This is a genomic window from Jiella flava (assembly GCF_017349315.1).
Taxonomy (GTDB): domain Bacteria; phylum Pseudomonadota; class Alphaproteobacteria; order Rhizobiales; family Rhizobiaceae; genus Jiella; species Jiella flava.
Window position 1 is genome coordinate 1 of sequence record NZ_JAFMPP010000019.1, and the last position, 16,982, is coordinate 16,982.

Sequence of the window (16,982 nt, forward strand, 5' to 3'; positions counted from 1 at the left end):
AAGCCGCGGCATGTGCCGGTGCTGATCGCGGTGATCGATGATCTGTGCGCCGACGCCGATGCCGTCTGGGATCGCCTCAATTCAGAAGAGCGAGAAATCATCGACGACATCCGGGCGCAAGGCGCGCTGCTGAAAGCCGGTGGCTGGCCTCCCTATCGCCAACCACAAGATTGCTTCTTTCGATATAAAACGCCGAATATCGATGCTCTGGTCGACAATTTCGGTAATCGTGCCGAGGATGTCTCAGCGTCGCTCTTTGAACGCTGGCGCCCCTATCCCGCCAAGAAACCACCGCTCGCCGCTCCCGTTCCGGGCCTGCCGGCAGAAGCGCCCCCCTTGCCGCAGGCCTTGGAGGGCAAGCTCCCCTGATCGGCGGATCCGGGCGGCGGGGCCCAGACAAAGCAGGCAGCTGCGAGACCGATGCGGCCTCCGCCGTCAAACATCCTGCGATCCATTCAGCGCCATCCAGGAGATTTTCTGGCCATGATCGAAATCACACCCGCCATTATGGGGCCGGGCATCGAGGAGGAATATGCCGATGCCATGGCCGCCATCACCGATCTGCGGCGCGCGCTGGGCGGCGAGCGCCGGCTGACCAACGACACCCCCGATGGCCGCGTGCTGCTCGAAATCGCCTGGATCGAGCAAGAGATCGGGCGGCGGCGCCTGCCGATCCCGGTCCCTCACAGCTATGCCGGGACGATCTATTATGTGGTGGGGTCCGGAGATCTTGCCTGCGTGGCGGACATCGTCGATCCGGACGGGCTGGATGATGCGCTCGGGCGGCTCTACTTGGTTTTGCGTGGTCATGGCCTGCTCAAGCCGCGGCATGTGCCGGTGCTGATCGCGATGATCGATGATCTGTGCGCCGACGCCGATGCCGTCTGGGATCGCCTCAATTCAGAAGAGCGAGAGATCATCGACGACATCCGGGCACAAGGCGCGCTGCTGAAAGCCGGTGGCTGGCCCCCCTATCGCCAACCGCAGGACCGTTTCTTTCGATATAAAACGCCTAACCTCGATGCTCTGGTCGACAATTTCGGCAACCTAACTCGTAGTATCGCAATCTCTCTTTTTGAACGCTGGCGCCCCTATCCCGCCAAGAAACCACCGCTCGCCGCTCCCGTTCCGGGCCTGCCGGCAGAAGCGCCCCCCTTGCCGCAGGCCTTGGAGGGCAAGCTCCCCTGATCGGCGGATCAGGACAAAGCTCAGGGGCTGAACCGCAAGGCGGTCCGACGAAAAAGACCGCGATGCGGGCCCCTCCGATGGCGAAATCTGCACCCCGAAACAGCCCCCAAACATCAAAAGGCCGCTTTCCCGGCAGGGAAAGCGGCCCCGTGATCTGCGTCAGCCGGCGGTCGTCAGAGACCGTGGCGGTATCCGCAATTCTCAGGCGAAGCGCGGAGGCTGCTCCGTCGAAACACCGAGAATCATAGATCCAACCGGCTTCAGACAATCACTCGACATTGGATCACCTCCTTTCACTTCGTTGAACACAAAGAAGAGTATGGGGCGCGGATTCGGGCCGTGCAAGAGGCTGCCGGAATTTTCGCCAGTCTCGCACAAGCTCAGCGAGCAATCTCCGGCAACATTGCGGCTGACGGCGCTCGCAACACTGGATGCGCCTGGCATCTCTCGGACAAACGCCCTCCGTCTTTCGCCCAATGCCGCCATTGCTCAACCCGCACCCAGCGGCTCGGCCGTCGGCCGCATCGCGGCGACATCCAGCGTTCCGCCGGGCTCGATCGCCAGAAACCGCGCCGGGTCGATTCCCGCCGCGTCCAGGGCCTGGCGCAACGCCGTTGCCGGCTCATCGCGCGGCAGGCCGGGCACCGCGGTGGGCCATTCCCCTCCACCGCGCCGCGCCACGGCCTGAAGACTTCGGGGCCAGGGTTCTGCGAAACGAGATACGCGTCGCGACCGCCCGCCGGTCAGCCCTTCTTGTTCTGCCGGTTGTCGATCAGATCGTCGACGACGGCCGGATCGGCGAGCGTCGAGGTGTCGCCGAGCGAGCCGAAATCGTCCTCGGCGATTTTGCGCAGGATGCGGCGCATGATCTTGCCCGAGCGGGTCTTGGGCAGGCCGGGGGCGAACTGGATCTTGTCCGGCGAGGCGATCGGGCCGATCTCGTTGCGCACATGGGCGACGAGCTCCTTATGCAGCGCCTCGGAGCCCTCTTCGCCCTCCATTAGAGTGACATAACAGTAGATGCCCTGGCCCTTCATGTCGTGCGGATAGCCGACGACGGCCGCCTCGGAGACTTTTGGATGGGCGACCAGCGCCGATTCCACCTCGGCGGTGCCCATGCGGTGGCCGGAAACGTTGATGACGTCGTCGACGCGGCCGGTGATCCAGAAATAGCCGTCCTCGTCGCGCTTGGCGCCGTCGCCGGTGAAATACTTGTTCTTGTAGGTGGCGAAATAGGTCTGCTCGAAGCGCTCGTGATCGCCATAGACGGTTCGCATCTGGCCGGGCCAGGAATCGATGATGCAGAGATTGCCCTCGGTCGCGCCCTGAAGAACAGCGCCCTCATTGTCGACGATCTGCGGCTGGACGCCGAAGAAGGGCCGGGTCGCCGAGCCGGGTTTCAAAGCGGTCGCCCCCGGCAGCGGGGTGATCAGGATGCCGCCGGTCTCGGTCTGCCACCAGGTGTCGACGATCGGGCAGCGCTCCTCGCCCACCACCTTGTAATACCAGGTCCAGGCTTCGGGATTGATCGGCTCGCCGACCGAGCCGAGCACCTTCAGCGTTGCGCGTGAAGCGCGGGTCACCTTGTCGTCGCCGGCGCCCATCAGCGCGCGGATCGCCGTCGGCGCGGTGTAGAAGATGTTGACCTTGTGCTTGTCGACCACCTCCCACATCCGGCCGGCATCCGGATAGTTCGGCACCCCCTCGAACATCAACGTCGTCGCGCCGTTGGCGAGCGGACCGTAGACGATATAGCTGTGGCCGGTCACCCAGCCGACATCGGCGGTGCACCAGTAGATGTCGCCGTCATGGTAGTCGAAGACATAGTCATGGGTCATCGACGCATAGACGAGATAGCCGCCCGAGGTGTGGACGACGCCCTTCGGCTTGCCGGTCGAGCCCGAGGTGTAGAGGATGAAGAGCGGATCTTCCGCGCCCATCTCGACCGGCGGGCAGTCGGCGGAAACCTCATCGCGGGCTTCGTGCCACCAGACGTCCCGGTCCTTGGTCCAGGCCACCTCGCCGCCGGTGCGCTGGACGACCAGCACGGTGTCGACGCTCTGCCCCGCCTTGGCGGCGATCTCGCAGGCCTTGTCGGCATTCTTTTTCAGCGGCACCTTTTTGCCGCCGCGCAGCCCCTCGTCCGCGGTGATCAGCACGCTCGATTGGGCGCCTTCCAGCCGGCCGGCCAGCGCGTCGGGCGAAAAGCCGCCGAACACCACCGAATGGATCGCCCCGATCCGCGCCGAGGCGAGCATGGCATAGGCCGCCTCGGGGATCATCGGCATATAGATGGTGACACGATCTCCCTTCGTAACGCCGCGCTCGATCAGAATGTTGGCCATGCGGCAGACATTCTCGTGCAGCTCCTTGAAGGTGATCGCCTTGGAGTCCTTCGGATCGTCGCCCTCCCAAAGGATCGCCACCTGATCGCCGCGGGTCGCCAGATGCCGGTCGATGCAGTTGGCCGCGACGTTCAGCGTGCCGTCCTCGAACCAGCGAATGTCGATGTTTCCCGGGGCGTAGGAGGTGTTCTTGACCTTGGAGAACGGCTTGATCCAGTCGATCCGCTTGGCGTGTTCGCCCCAAAAGCCTTCCGGATCGGAGACGCTCGTCTCGTACCAGGCCTTATAGGTCGCGTCGTCGATCTTGGCGCGGCGTTTCCATTCGTCCTTAACGGCGATCGTCGTCATCGTCTTCCTCCCAGACATGCTACATGCGAACCGCTTGGTCGGCGGCCTCCTCCCCCGCATTTAGGGCAGGAATCCCGGCAAGGTCCAGGTGAACAGCGTTAGACTTTCGGCAAGCGCCATCCCAGCCAGTCTGTCGCCGTCTACTCATCCCCAGGTGCCGATCACCACGCCCATGATGATGAAGACGCCGAGCCAGTGGCCGCCATTGATCAGAGTCTGTTTGCGCGGCCGGGCCTCGAAGGAATGGTCGACGACCATCGGCGCGAGGATGAAGCCGGCCCAGACGATCAGGGCATTGAGCAGGGTATTTTGCAGGGTGATCCCGCCGATATGGGCAGAGACGCCGGCCAACATTTCGGCGATGACGAAATAGGCGATGAAGACGATGAGCAGCGGTGCGAATTTGAGGCCGGGCTCGCCCTCGTAGCCCGGCGCCGTCATCCAGGGCTTTTCGAACAGCTTGTGCCAGAAGAAGCCGAAGCCGAAGGCGAGAAGCGCGGCAATGAGGCTCGGAACGGGATTGGCGGCATCGGCAAGACCCATGGGGCTGAGATCCTTTCACGTGAAACATGAGCGGCGGCCGGCGGAGCCTCGCCGGGGGTGATGGCGTGGCACCGCATGATCGAAGCGGAAGATGGGCATCGCTCACATGATGCCGTGGCGCGCCACGCGGTTTTCGAGACAACGCCCTTGCCGCCGCTTCGTTGCGGGGCGCCGGCACCCTCATGGCGCCGCGCCGTCGCGCTCGTCATAGATGCCGCCGAGCGTATCCTCCACATAAAGCTCGCGCACGAACACCATGATCACCGCCACCAGCGGCACCGCCAGCGCAATGCCAAGGGTGCCGAGCAAGACGCCGAACACCGCCTGGGCGCCCAGCGTCAGCACCGGCGGCAGCGATGAGGTGTAGCGCTGGGCGAGCGGCTGGGCGACATTGCTCTCGACGCCCTGCACCAGGACATAGATGCCGAGCCCCCAGACCGCCATCGACATCGATTCCGACAGGCCGACAAGAACGATCGGGATGCCGGCGATGAATGGGCCGAGCGTCGGAATGAAGGCGAGCAACCCGGCCTGCAGCGCCAAGAGGAAGGCGGTGGGCATGCCCGCCAGCCATAGGCCGACAAAGGTGACGACGAAGACGATCGCCATCGAAATGCCGGTGCCGCAGACCCACAGGATCAGCTCTTCGGTGGCGGCGCCGATGGTCTCGTTCAAACGGCGGCGCTTCGACTTCGGAAACAGGCTGACCAGGCCGCGCCGATAGATATCCGGCTGGGCGATCAGAAAGATCGCGATAAACACGACGACGAAGATGTTACCGAGCCCGCCGAGCACCGAGAACATCGCCTGAGAAGCGGAGGAGAAGATCCCGGACGGGTTCGGCAGCAGCGTATCGAGCCCCAGCGATCGGCCGCCATCACCGCCATTTGCCCCGTTGCCTCCGGCGCTTTTGTCGCCCTGGCCGGACGGAATGCCCATGTCGGAGACGGTCTTGGCGAGCGCATGCAGCTGCTCGCGCAGCTGATGCCACAGATCGTTGAACTGGGTGACCAGGGTAAAGCCGCCCCAAAACAATCCGCCGCCGATGGCAACGACCAGAAAGCCGACGACGATCCAGAAGGCCCAGTTGCGTGGCAGGCCGGCCCAGCGCAGCGGCCGGGCAAGCGCGGCGACGATCGCCGCGAGGAGCAGGCCGCCGAAGATTAGCAGGAGAGCGGGTGCCGCGGCCCACACCAACGCTGCCGTAGCCGTCATGGCAAGCACGACCGCGGTGACGATCGTCGCCTTCTTGGTGAGTTCTTCCTCGACCTCGTCTTTCACGCGCGGCTCTCCGTCACAGGGGGTGCGCCAGCCGATATGGCGCCCGATTGCCGTAGGGACAGTTGGCGAAGCGATGGCCGGCTACCGGCTTTCGCGCCAAAGCCACGCGCCGCAAGGCTTAGAGTGGCGTTTCACCTTGGACGCCGCCGAGCGCATGCGCCGCAGGTGGGAATTGTCCGACTGCCGGAACGCATCGGTCCGCCGCCAGCATCGGCGCAATGTTACGAAATCGTATAGTGTGCCGCGCTACCCTTGCCCCCCATGCGCCGTTACAGCCCCATGCATCCGCCAAACCATCGCCAAGCCCCCTCGCAACGCTCTGGCCCGGCATCACGGCGATCCGCGTCGATCGATCACCATCCGTGCGGCCGTTGCCGGCAGACCGCACGCTTACCTGCAGGTTCGAAGTCGCTTTCATGACCTCCATCATCGCCACGCTCTCCGCCTGGGTGCTTGCCGTCATCTCGGCGCTCGGCCTGCCCGGCATCGCTGTTCTGATGGCGCTTGAATCGGCCTGCCTGCCGATCCCGTCCGAAATCGTCATGCCGTTTGCCGGCTATCTCGCCTCGACCGGACGGTTCGATCTCATCATGGTGTCGCTGGCCGGGGCGATCGGCTGCAATCTCGGCTCCTGGGCCGCCTACGCCGTTGGTGCCCGTGGCGGGCGCAAGCTGATCGAGCGCTGGAGCCACAAGGCGATCTTCAGCGAGCGCGAATTGGTGCTGTCGGAAAAGTTCTTCGCCCGCTACGGCGCCTCGGCGGTGTTCCTGGCGCGGTTGTTGCCGGTGGTGCGCTCCTTCATCGCGGTGCCGGCCGGCATGGCGCGGATGAACCGGCTGACCTTCCACCTCTACACCTTCGCCGGCTCGTTCATCTGGTGTCTGGGCCTTGCCTGGGTGGGCAAGCTGCTCGGCGATCACTGGAACGACAGCCCGGCGATGAAGACCGCTTTTCACATCGCCGATGCCGTGATGATCCTCGCGCTCATCGCCGCCGGGATCTGGTATTGGCGCCGCCGCCGGCGGCAGGCCCGCGAAGGCCTCGGCGGCGAAGGTCAGGCGTAGTCGCGCGCGCCGAAAATCGCCGAGCCGACGCGCACCGAGGTCGCGCCCATCTCGACGGCGGTTTCGAAATCGCCGCTCATGCCCATGGAAAGTTTGTCGAGACCCGCCTCGCCGGCGAGCTTTTTCAAAAGCGCGAAATGCGGGCCGGGATTTTCATCCGCCGGCGGAATGCACATCAGGCCCTCGAGCGCCAAGCCGTGTTCCTCGCGGCAGCGCGCAACGAAGGCGACCGCCTCGCTCGGCAGAATGCCGGCCTTCTGGGGCTCCTCGCCGGTGTTGACCTGGACATAGAGGCGCGGCGTGCGGCCCTGTTTGGCGATCTCCTTGGCCAGCTCGCGAGCGATCTTCTCCCGGTCGACGCTCTCGATCACGTCGAACAGCGCGACCGCATCGGCCGCCTTATTTGACTGCAGCGGCCCGATCAGCCGCAATTCGATGTCCGGAAAGCGCTCGCGCAGCGCCGGCCATTTGGCCTTGGCCTCCTGCACCTTGTTCTCGCCGAACACCCGCTGCCCGGCCTCGAGCACCGGCAGGATCGCCGCCGCGTCATGGGTCTTCGACACCGCGACGAGAGTCACGGCGCCGGCGGGGCGGCCGCCCCCCGTCGCGGCCTTGTCGATCGCGGATAGAACGGCTCGGTATCGCTCGGCGATGGGCATGGCTGACGTCCTTCCAACAATCATGTCGCCCTGCTCCCATATCAAACGACGCCCCGCGAGCAAGCTTGGTTGACGGGTCCTGCGAAGCGGTGTTGAACGACGGGCAACGACTTCCAAGACGGCTCTCCCAGCGAAAAGCATCCCGACTATGGCATCCGAACGCTACAATCCCCGCACCGCCGAGCCGAAATGGCAAAAAGCCTGGGCCGAGGCGCAGCTCTTCGAGACGAAGACCGAAGCGGCCGGCGAGAAATATTACGTCCTCGAGATGTTCCCCTACCCCTCCGGGCGCATCCATATGGGCCATGTGCGCAATTACGCGCTCGGCGATGTGGTGGCGCGCTACAAGCGGGCCAAGGGGTTCAATGTCCTGCATCCGATGGGTTGGGACGCCTTCGGCATGCCGGCCGAAAACGCCGCGATGCAGAACAAGGTGCATCCGGCGAAATGGACCTACGAAAACATCGAAACCATGCGCAAGCAGCTGAAGTCGATGGGGCTGTCGCTCGACTGGTCGCGGGAATTCGCCACCTGCGACGTCGAATATTACCATCGCCAGCAGATGCTCTTCCTCGACATGCTGGACAAGGGCCTGGCCTATCGCAAGAAGTCGAAGGTCAACTGGGACCCGGTCGACATGACCGTGCTCGCCAATGAGCAGGTGATCGACGGCAAGGGCTGGCGCTCGGGCGCCGATGTCGAACAGCGCGAGCTCATCCAGTGGTTCTTCAAGATCACCGACTTCGCCGACGATCTCGCCGCCGCCCTCGACCATCTGCCGAACTGGCCGGAAAAGGTCCGGCTGATGCAGAAGAACTGGATCGGCAAGTCCGAGGGCCTGATGCTGCGCTGGGCGCTCGCCGCCGACACCGCGCCCGAGGCCGACGCCGAGGTCACGGTTTTCACCACCCGGCCGGACACGCTGTTCGGCGCCTCCTTCATCGCGGTCGCGGCCGATCATCCCTTGGCGGCGAAGGCGGCCGAAAGCGATCCGGCGCTCGCCGCCTTCATCGCCGAATGCCGCAAGACAGGCACCTCGGCCGAAGCGCTAGAGACCGCCGAGAAGAAGGGCTACCGGACGGCCTTCGAGGCGATCCATCCGCTCGACGACAGCTGGCGGGTGCCGGTCTATGTGGCGAATTTCGTGTTGATGGAATACGGCACCGGCGCGGTCTTCGGCTGCCCCGCCCACGATCAGCGCGACCTCGATTTTGCCCGCAAATACGGTCTGCCGGTCAAGCCGGTGGTGCTGCCGCCGCATGAGGATCCGGTGGCCTTTTCGGTCGGCGACAAGGCCTATACGGACGACGGCGCGATCTACAATTCCGATTTTCTCGACGGCAAGACGCCGGACGAGGCCTTCGAGGCGGTCGCCGAAAAGCTCGAGGCGACGCCGCTCTTCGGCGCGCCGCAGGCCACCCGCAAGGTGAATTATCGCCTGCGCGACTGGGGCGTCTCGCGCCAGCGCTATTGGGGCTGTCCGATCCCGGTGCTGCATTGCCCACGCTGCGGCGTGGTGCCGGAAAAGCGCCAGAACCTGCCGGTTGAGCTACCGAAGGACATCGACTTCGACAAGCCCGGCAATCCGCTCGACCGCCATCCGACCTGGCGCAAGGCGACCTGCCCGCAATGCGGCGGCGATGCTTCACGTGAAACCGACACGATGGACACCTTCGTCGATTCCTCGTGGTATTTTGCCCGTTTCACCGCGCCGCATGCCGACGAGCCGACCGAGCCCGCCGCCGCAAATGCCTGGCTCCCGGTCGATCAGTATATCGGCGGCATCGAGCATGCGATCCTGCACCTCCTCTATTCGCGCTTCTTCGTCCGGGCGATGAAGGTCTGCGGCCATCTCGATCTCGACGAGCCCTTCAAGGGCCTGTTCACCCAGGGCATGGTCGTCCATGAGAGCTATCGCGACGGGCGCGAATGGGTCGCCCCGGCCGATGTGCGGATCGAGGAGATCGACGGCCAGCGCAGCGCCACCCGCATCTCCACCGGCGCACCGATCGAAATCGGCGGCATCGAAAAGATGTCGAAATCAAAGAAGAATGTCGTCGATCCGGACGACATCATCGCCTCCTACGGCGCCGACACCGCCCGCTGGTTCGTCCTGTCCGACTCGCCGCCCGACCGCGACGTGATCTGGACGGAGGCCGGCGTCGAGGGCGCCCACCGCTTTGTCCAGCGGCTGTGGCGGCTCGTCACCGAGACGGCGGAGAAGCTCGGTGGGGCCGGCCAGAGCGTCGCGCCCGGCGACACCGGCCTCGCCCGCGACATCCGCAAGCTCGCCCACCGCACCGTTGCCGGCGTCGGCGACGATATCGAGCGCCTCGCCTTCAACAAGGCGATCGCCCGCGTGCACGAGCTGGTCAACCAGCTGGCCAGCGCCTTCGGCAAGCTCGATGTCGGGGACGCCGGCCAGGCGGCCGCGGCCCGCGAGGCGCTGTCGATGCTCGCCCGCGTCATCGCGCCGATGATGCCGCATCTTGCCGAAGCCTTATGGGACGAGCTCGGCGAAGCGGGCCTTGCCGCAGCGGCCCCCTGGCCGAGCGTCGAGGCGAGCCTGCTCGCTGACGATACGGTCACACTGCCGGTTCAGATCAACGGCAAGAAGCGCGGCGACTTGACCATGCCCGCCAGCGCCGGCAAATCTGACATCGAGGCGGCCGTGCTGTCGCTTGATTTCGTAAGCGCCGCATTGGCCGGCCAGGCGCCGAAACGGCTGGTGGTGGTGCCGGGGAGAATCGTCAATGTCGTCGTCTGATCGCGCCCTGCGCCCTGCCCTGTCCCAGCGGCGCCCGGCTCGCACCCTCCTCCTTGCCGCCGGAGCGCTCATGGCCGGCGCAGCGCTGCTGCTTGCCGGCTGCCGCGCCGGCCCGCTCTACGGCACTTACGGCGTTGCCACGGTCGATTTCGGCAGCACCCAGTCGCGCCTGCCCTATACGGGCCGGATCGCCATCACCGAGGCCGATACCCGCACCGATCAGTTGGTCCGCAACGAGCTTCTGTTCCGCCTCAATCGCGGCACGCCGGTCACCAATCCGCTCTACGAGGTCAAGCTCGCCGTCACCGGCAAGGCGCGCGGCACGATCGTGCAGAGTGAAGGCGTGTCGCGCTCGGTGATCTATATCGAGACCGCGACCTATCAGGTCGTGCGGCTTGCCGACCGGGTCGTGGTCGCCTCTGGCACACGCTCGGTGACGGTGCCCTACGACCAGACGATCCAGCTCTATCAGAGCCAGCGCGCCCTGAAGAATGCCCGTAAGGAAGCGAGCACGGAGCTTGCCGGCTCGCTCGAACTCGCCATCGCCACCGCGCTGTCGAAGAGCGCCGGCTAGAAGCATCGATCCGCGGTCCGCCCTGAAGCGTCGGCGATTGGCTCGAAGCGCAGCGGCGTGAAGGATTTCATCTTTGGCGCCGCCGGCTCGTCGCGGCGCAGCAGGAGGACGCAAGCCGCGTGGCCCAAAAGAAAGCCAGCGAGGTCGATGCCTTTCTCGCTCGGCCCGACTTCGCCTTTTCCCTCGTCGTCTTCTACGGCCCCGACACCGGCCTTGTCGCCGAACGCGCCGGCAAGCTGGCCCAGGCTTTTGGCGTCGACCCGAGCGATCCCTTCGCGGCCGTGACGCTGGCCGCCGATGATCTGGAAAAGGATATCGGCCGGCTCTATGACGAGGCGAAAACCCTGTCGCTGCTCGGCGGCAAGCGGCTGGTGCGGGTGCGCGGCGCCGGCGCCGGGCGGGCACTCTGCGACGCGGTCGGCGAGCTTGCAGCCGAACACCTTCCCGACACGCTGATCATCGTCGAGGCCGGCGATCTGAAGAAAAACGCCGGCCTGCGGCTGAATGTCGAGCGCGGGCGCCATGGGATGGCCCTGCCCTGTTATCAGGACGAAGGCCGGGCGCTCGACCAGATGATCGACGAGGAGCTGACCGCCGCCGGCCTGACCATGGACCGCGACGCCCGCGATGCCCTCAGAGCCCGGCTCGGCGCCGACCGGATCGCCTCGCGCGGCGAGGTGAAGAAGCTCTGCCTCTACGCCCTTGGCACGCCAACGGTGACCGAAGCGGATGTCGTCGCGATCGTCGGCGACGTTTCGGCCGACGCGCTTGAGGAAGCGATCGACGCGGCGGCGGCCGGCGCGGTGAAGCGGCTGCCGCATCTGATCGACCGGCTGACCACGGCGGGCACCGCGACCTTCCAGCTGCATCAGGCGCTGCTGCGCTATTTCCAGCAGCTGCAAGCGCTGCGCGAGGGGGTCGAGCGGCGCGGCGAGCCGGTGGCCCGCGCGGTGGAGCGCCGCCGCCCGCATTTTCGCCGCCGCGCGGCGCTGGAAGCCGCCCTCAACGCCTGGACGCTGGAGGCGATCGACGCGCGGCTGCAGACCATCGAGGCCGACATTCTGGCGAGCCGCAAGGACGCCCACCTCGCCCTCGCCATCACCCACCGCACGCTGATCGACACCGCCGTTACGGCCGCCCAACTGCGGGCCCGCCGGTCATAACGCATCGCCTGCACGCATCGTCTGTCGAGGGCCCGGTCGAGCCTTGCCCTCCGATCGTAAACCTCAAGCCTCCGGGTCGAACAGCGGCTCAGGAACCCCCGGCACCTTTGTGCGCAGGCTGAAAATCCCGCCCGAATGGGGCAAACGGGCGAGTTCGTCCGCCGGCCGGCCGTCCCGCGCCGAGGTGATATAGAGCGTCTTCATATCCGCCCCGCCAAAGGCCACCATCGTCGGCGCGCCCGCCGGCACTTGATATTCCGCCAACAGCTCGCCCGTCGGCGAATAGCGCTGCACCCGACCGCCATCATAGAGCGCCGTCCAGTAGCAGCCCTCGACATCCACGGCGCCGCCATCCGGCCGCCCGCCCCCGCCACCGGGGTTCGGCTGCAGCTGCGCGAAGATCCGCCGGTTTGACGCCGTGCCGGTCTCGACGTCGTAGTCATAGGCATAGATGGTGAAGCGCGGCGTATCGGAATGGTACATCACCCGGCCATCGGGCGAAAAGGCCAGGCCGTTGGAGGTGGTGAGCCCACCTTCGATCTGTGCCAGCCCCCGCTTGTCGAAGCGATAGAGCCCGGCCGTCGCGCCGGCCTTCGGCTCGTCGATCGTGCCGAGAAAGAATCGCCCACGTGGATCGGTGCGCCCGTCATTGAAGCGGTTGGTCGCGTGATGTTCGGGGTTCGGCGCCAGCATCGCAACGCGCGAGCCGTCGGCCGCCAGATGCCAGACGCCGGAACGCAGGCCGGCGATGAAGCCACCATCCTTGCGGATCGCGAAACAGCCGATCTCCTCCGACAAGGCGATCACCGTGTGGCGCTTGGTCTCCGGCTCGAGGCGATGCAGCTTCATACCTTTGATGTCGACGAAATAGAGCGCGGTCTCGCGCGGCGACCAGACCGGGCATTCGCCGAGCGCGCATTGCGAATCGAGAACGAGATCAAGGCGTTCGGTCATGGGCTGAAATCCGGTCGGTTGGAAGAGCGGACAGGGCAGTCTCTCTCGACCGCCGCGGCGCCGACCTTATATCGGCTCGACAGCCCCTCGGCCAGCCGCAAGCCGGCCCGCCCGAAGGGCGATCACCCCCAATGAGGAGCAGATCGATGGACCTCAAACCCGTTGGCGAGACGCCGTCCAATCCCGGTCCGGCCGACTATTTTACTGGACGCGTTCGCATCGATCCGCTGGCGAGCCCTCCGGAGCCCGCCCGCGTCGCCATGGCCCGGGTGACCTTCGAGCCCGGCGCCCGCACCGCCTGGCACACCCATCCGCTCGGCCAGACGCTGATCGTTACCGAGGGCTGCGGCTGGGTGCAGAGCGAAGGTCAGGCCCGCCAGACCATTCGGCCGGGCGACGTCGTATGGTTCGCGCCGGGCGAGAAACACTGGCACGGTGCGACGGCCACCACCGGCATGACCCACATCGCCATTCAGGAGCGCCAGAACGGCAGCCCCGTCGACTGGTTGGAGCACGTCTCAGACGCCGATTACGACGGCTGAGCCGGTCGATCGGCCGCCTTGAGCGGAATGCGATAAACTGGAATCGCCATTCCGCTGTAAGCCATTGTTTTGGCGCATGATGTGACTCGAAAAGTCATGCAATTTTTCGGCACCATGCTTTAGTGCGCCCTGCGTCCTATCGGACGCAGACAGGTCGCTCGAACCCTTGGAATCGACGCATCGTGCTTTGCCGAAAATCGATTCCGATTGTCGGGCCGATGCTGTAGGGAGGCGCCGGTCTCAAGCCGAAAACGGCCGTGCGCAGCTTCTGCCGTTGTCCTGGATCCTCGGGCCGGAGCCCGAGGATGACGGCTGAGAGGGGCAGAGGTGTGTATTCAGGCGAGCGTCGCGCGGATGAAACCCGCAGACGGGCGAAATGGAGTGGCCTCGAGACCGTGGAGATCGCTTTCGGATTTGACCCTCCGGTGCTTCCAACGGAGGCGGGCCGATGAGGTCGACGCCAATGCATGAAACATCGCGGCAACTCAGCGACATCTCACACAGGTGATGTCATGTCCGTCAGGCCGCTTTGAGAAACGTCTTCAGATTGTGAGAGGGATCGGCCAATGCATCGGGGTCCAGCGGGGCATTCTTCTCGATCAGCTTCTCGAAGAGCTTGATATCCTTGGCGACGGTGTTGCCCGGCCCGATCCCAGCGGCGGCAACGAGCTTTCCGGCCGTATCGCACTGGAAGACAATATGCGTGTCGCCGGCAGCGCCTGCGCCACGCGAGCGCGTCTGGAACCGCGGGTCGAAGAGGCCGGCAACCTGCAGGGTCAAATCATATTGGTCGGACCAGAACCAAGGCACCTTCTCGTAAGGTGCCAATGTCCCCATCATTGCCTCCGCGACGTGGGTGCCCTGATCCTGCGCGGCCTTCCAGCTCTCAAGCCGGACCGGTGTGCCGCGCCAGGGGAAGCGGCAGCAATCGCCGGCGGCATAGACGTCCTTGGCCGAGGCCTGGAAACTGCCGTCGACGACGATGCCATTCTCGACGTCGAGCCCTGCGTCCTCTGCCAGCGCGGTGTTCGGCAGGGCGCCGACGCCTGCGATCACCTTGTCGAAGCAGAATTCGCGCCCGTCCGACAGCGTCACGCCCGTCGCGCGCACCGTTTCGACGCCCGTTCCGGTGAGGAGCGTGACACCCTCGGCCGCGTGGCGCTCATGCACGAGCCGGGCGATCTCCTCCGGCACGGCGCGGCCGAGAATGCGCGGACCGGCCTCGATCACCGTGACATCCGCGCCGGCCTTGACCGCGGTCGCCGCGAGCTCCAGCCCGATGAAGCCGCCGCCGACGATGCCGATCGTCGCGGCCGGCTCAACATGGCGCATGATCGTCTCGGCATCCTCGTGGGTGCGAAGGGTCAGGCAATCGTCCATGCCGGGGAAGAGCCGCGCGCGGGCGCCGGTCGCGATCAGCAGCTTGCCGTAAGAATGGCTCGCCCCTTCTTCGAGCGTCACCGTCTTCGCCCTGGTGTCGATCGCCCTCACCGTCACGCCAAGGCGCAGGTCGATCTGCGCCTCCTCGAAGGCCTCGCGGGCCGCGATCGGCTTGTGTTCCGGCGCTTTCGCCTTGGACAGCGGCGGGCGTTCGTACGGCACCATTGTCTCCGCGCCGAAAAGCACGATCCGGCCTTCGAAGCCAAGCTTGCGCAGGGTGAAGGCGGCGCGTACGCCGCATTCTCCCGCGCCGATGATCACGATGTCGTCCATGGGATTCAATCTCAGATAAATTAGATCGCGATGATGTCACCGGCCACACTGACGGCCACACGCAGCGTCTGCCTGCAGACATCGATCGAATTTGACGCCAAGGATGCGGCAGACCCTTGTTTCGACGAGATTTATCCTCGTCATCGATTGCTGCGCTCTCACTCAGGCAGCGACGGATCGCCGCCTGAATGAGTTGTATCTTGATCCAGCCTTACCCCAAATCGATCAGAACTCGACCGCCCTCGACCTTCGCCGGGTAGGTCTTGAGATCGACGCAAACCGGGGCACCGAGCGCCTCGCCGGTCCGGTAATCGAAGCGGCCGTTATGCTTCGGGCACTCGATCACTTCGTCCATCACGAGACCGTCGGCAAGGTGGATCTGCTCATGGGTGCAAAGCCCGTCCGTCGCGAAGTAGGCATCGTCCGGCGAGCGATAAACGGCGAAGGTGCGACCGTCGTGATCGAAGCGAATGACATCTTCCTCCTCGATCTCTCCCTCGGCACAGACTTCGATCCAATTGGCCATGACGATCATTCTCCTCCATATTTCGGCATGTTGTTCAGTAATGGCGTTTACGCGGCTTTGGCACGCAAACCTGGCTCGACTTCGTGAAACTCGCCGCGATAGGGCTTGGCTGTCGCGGGCAATTCGCGCTTCAGAAAATAATCCTCGTTCTTCATCTGGCGACGCACTGCCGGCCACATCTCACGATAACCGTCAAAGATCGACGTGTTCGCCCGGGGCAAGTCGTGCTTGATCAAAGCATGAAGTCGGGGAAGGGCGTGGTAAGGAACCATCGGGAACATATGATGCTCCACGTGGTAATTCATGTTCCAGTAGATGAACCGGCTGACCGGATTCATATAGACCGTACGGCTGTTCAGCCGGTGGTCGATCACGTCTTCGGCAAGGCCGCCATGCTGCAAGAGACCCGTCATGACCCCGTGCCACGCACCGTACATTCTCGGCAAGCCGACGAGCAAAAGGGGCAGGAATGACTGGGTCGCGATCGCAAGGGCGACGGTTGCGGCATAAATGGCGAACCAGATGCGGGCGATCTTGATCGCGCGAGACCATTCCATCTCCGGGACGAAGGTTTTTTCCTCTTCACTCAGGCCGCCGAACGTGTTGACCACCATCGATTTCAAACCGTGCCAGGTGTCGAGAATGCCGACGAAGTTCAGCGCGACTTTCATCGCCTCGACCGGCCGCATGAAAACGATCTCCGGATCGCGCCCGACGATCACTGTATCAGTATGGTGGCGGGTATGGCTCCATCGCCAGACAACCGGGTTGCGGATCATCATGAACGAAGCGATCTGGTAGACCCAATCGTTCATCCAACGGGTCTTGAAGGCCGTCCCGTGGCCGCACTCATGCCAGCGGCTGTCCGACGCGGACCCGTAGAGTGTCCCGTATGCCAGGAAGAACGGGATCGACCAAAGCGAGGGATAGAGCCAAGCCGCAATTCCTGCGAAAGCGACCATGGACCCGATCCAAATCGCCGTATCCCGGATCGCGGGCCCATCTTCGCGCTTCATCAGTTCCTTCATCTGCTTGCGCGGAACGTCACTGTGGTACCACTGCGCCGATGCAAGACCGATTTCGACAGCCTGCTGCCCCTCCTCTCCGACCAAGCTGTAGTCGCGACGCGTGGAGCGGCGGGGGCGAAGCGGAACGGCGTCCAAGGCACCGGCCTCTGGTGAATCTGCGATAAGAGACATGCGCGAACCTCCTCAAATCTATCGGAAATAGAATAGGTGCAGAGCACCAATCACCTCAAGCGCATTGATAGATAATCTATCATTTCCATCATTTTCAAATCGCGAAAAGGTGGCTA

At 64.7% G+C, this 16,982-nt stretch carries 16 protein-coding genes; 7 read left to right on the forward strand and 9 right to left on the reverse strand.

All coding sequences use genetic code 11. The annotated features are described in order from the left end of the window. The first annotated feature begins 18 nt into the window (after nt 1–18). Both J1C48_RS16845 and J1C48_RS16850 read left to right on the forward strand, forming a co-directional pair. Nucleotides 19–369, forward strand: a complete 351-nt coding sequence (locus tag J1C48_RS16845) for a hypothetical protein (RefSeq protein WP_207259174.1) — start codon at nt 19–21, stop codon at nt 367–369. Nucleotides 370–483: 114 nt separating this feature from the next. After that, nucleotides 484–1,188, forward strand: coding sequence for a hypothetical protein (locus J1C48_RS16850; protein WP_207259175.1), 705 nt, complete (start codon nt 484–486; stop codon nt 1,186–1,188). Between the two features lie 489 nt (nt 1,189–1,677). Here J1C48_RS16850 and J1C48_RS16855 read toward each other — a convergent pair whose 3' ends face one another. The 4 genes from J1C48_RS16855 to J1C48_RS16870 all read right to left on the reverse strand — a co-directional run bounded on the left by J1C48_RS16855 (nt 1,678) and on the right by J1C48_RS16870 (nt 5,705). After that, a complete protein-coding gene (locus J1C48_RS16855) occupies nt 1,678–1,833 on the reverse strand; it encodes a hypothetical protein (RefSeq protein ID WP_207259176.1) in 156 nt (51 codons plus the stop codon). 98 nt (nt 1,834–1,931) lie between these two features. Beyond that, a complete protein-coding gene (acs, locus tag J1C48_RS16860; protein WP_207259177.1) occupies nt 1,932–3,881 on the reverse strand; it encodes an acetate--CoA ligase in 1,950 nt (649 codons plus the stop codon). Nucleotides 3,882–4,025: 144 nt separating this feature from the next. Then, the gene (locus J1C48_RS16865) at nt 4,026–4,424 is read right to left on the reverse strand and encodes a DUF1761 domain-containing protein (protein WP_207259178.1); all 399 of its coding nucleotides are present in this window, start codon (nt 4,422–4,424) and stop codon (nt 4,026–4,028) included. Between the two features lie 180 nt (nt 4,425–4,604). Further along, nucleotides 4,605–5,705, reverse strand: a complete 1,101-nt coding sequence (locus J1C48_RS16870; RefSeq protein WP_207259179.1) for an AI-2E family transporter — start codon at nt 5,703–5,705, stop codon at nt 4,605–4,607. Between the two features lie 416 nt (nt 5,706–6,121). Here J1C48_RS16870 and J1C48_RS16875 point away from each other — a divergent pair, with 416 nt between their 5' ends. Further along, the gene (locus tag J1C48_RS16875) at nt 6,122–6,769 is read left to right on the forward strand and encodes a DedA family protein (RefSeq protein WP_207259180.1); all 648 of its coding nucleotides are present in this window, start codon (nt 6,122–6,124) and stop codon (nt 6,767–6,769) included. On the opposite strand, the gene J1C48_RS16880 is transcribed toward J1C48_RS16875, so the two are convergent. Next, entirely contained in the window at nt 6,760–7,428 is a 669-nt protein-coding gene (locus J1C48_RS16880) for a YggS family pyridoxal phosphate-dependent enzyme (protein ID WP_207259181.1), read from the reverse strand. The genes J1C48_RS16875 and J1C48_RS16880 overlap by 10 nt on opposite strands. Nucleotides 7,429–7,576: 148 nt before the next feature. Between J1C48_RS16880 and leuS the strand changes: the two genes are divergently transcribed. From leuS to holA, 3 genes are all read left to right on the forward strand, one after another. Beyond that, nucleotides 7,577–10,195, forward strand: a complete 2,619-nt coding sequence (gene leuS, locus J1C48_RS16885; protein ID WP_207259182.1) for a leucine--tRNA ligase — start codon at nt 7,577–7,579, stop codon at nt 10,193–10,195. Continuing rightward, entirely contained in the window at nt 10,182–10,769 is a 588-nt protein-coding gene (locus J1C48_RS16890) for a hypothetical protein (protein WP_207259183.1), read from the forward strand. Before leuS ends, J1C48_RS16890 begins: the two co-directional genes overlap by 14 nt. Nucleotides 10,770–10,888: 119 nt before the next feature. Next, nucleotides 10,889–11,932: a DNA polymerase III subunit delta gene (gene holA, locus J1C48_RS16895; RefSeq protein ID WP_207259184.1), complete on the forward strand. Its 1,044-nt coding sequence runs from the start codon at nt 10,889–10,891 to the stop codon at nt 11,930–11,932. Between the two features lie 63 nt (nt 11,933–11,995). Here holA and J1C48_RS16900 read toward each other — a convergent pair whose 3' ends face one another. After that, nucleotides 11,996–12,886 (reverse strand): SMP-30/gluconolactonase/LRE family protein, encoded by an 891-nt coding sequence (locus J1C48_RS16900; protein WP_207259185.1) that lies wholly within the window; start codon nt 12,884–12,886, stop codon nt 11,996–11,998. A gap of 146 nt (nt 12,887–13,032) precedes the next feature. Here J1C48_RS16900 and J1C48_RS16905 point away from each other — a divergent pair, with 146 nt between their 5' ends. Further along, nucleotides 13,033–13,428: a (R)-mandelonitrile lyase gene (locus tag J1C48_RS16905; protein WP_207259186.1), complete on the forward strand. Its 396-nt coding sequence runs from the start codon at nt 13,033–13,035 to the stop codon at nt 13,426–13,428. Between the two features lie 519 nt (nt 13,429–13,947). On the opposite strand, the gene J1C48_RS16910 is transcribed toward J1C48_RS16905, so the two are convergent. From J1C48_RS16910 to J1C48_RS16920, 3 genes are all read right to left on the reverse strand, one after another. After that, nucleotides 13,948–15,141 carry an NAD(P)/FAD-dependent oxidoreductase gene (locus J1C48_RS16910; protein WP_207259187.1) on the reverse strand — a complete coding sequence of 398 codons (1,194 nt, stop codon included), beginning with the start codon at nt 15,139–15,141 and terminating at the stop codon, nt 13,948–13,950. Between the two features lie 211 nt (nt 15,142–15,352). Further along, on the reverse strand, nt 15,353–15,667 hold the full coding sequence (locus J1C48_RS16915; protein WP_207259188.1) for a MocE family 2Fe-2S type ferredoxin: 315 nt from the start codon (nt 15,665–15,667) through the stop codon (nt 15,353–15,355). Nucleotides 15,668–15,714: 47 nt separating this feature from the next. After that, nucleotides 15,715–16,866, reverse strand: coding sequence for a fatty acid desaturase family protein (locus tag J1C48_RS16920; protein ID WP_207259189.1), 1,152 nt, complete (start codon nt 16,864–16,866; stop codon nt 15,715–15,717). Between the last annotated feature and the right edge of the window lie 116 nt (nt 16,867–16,982).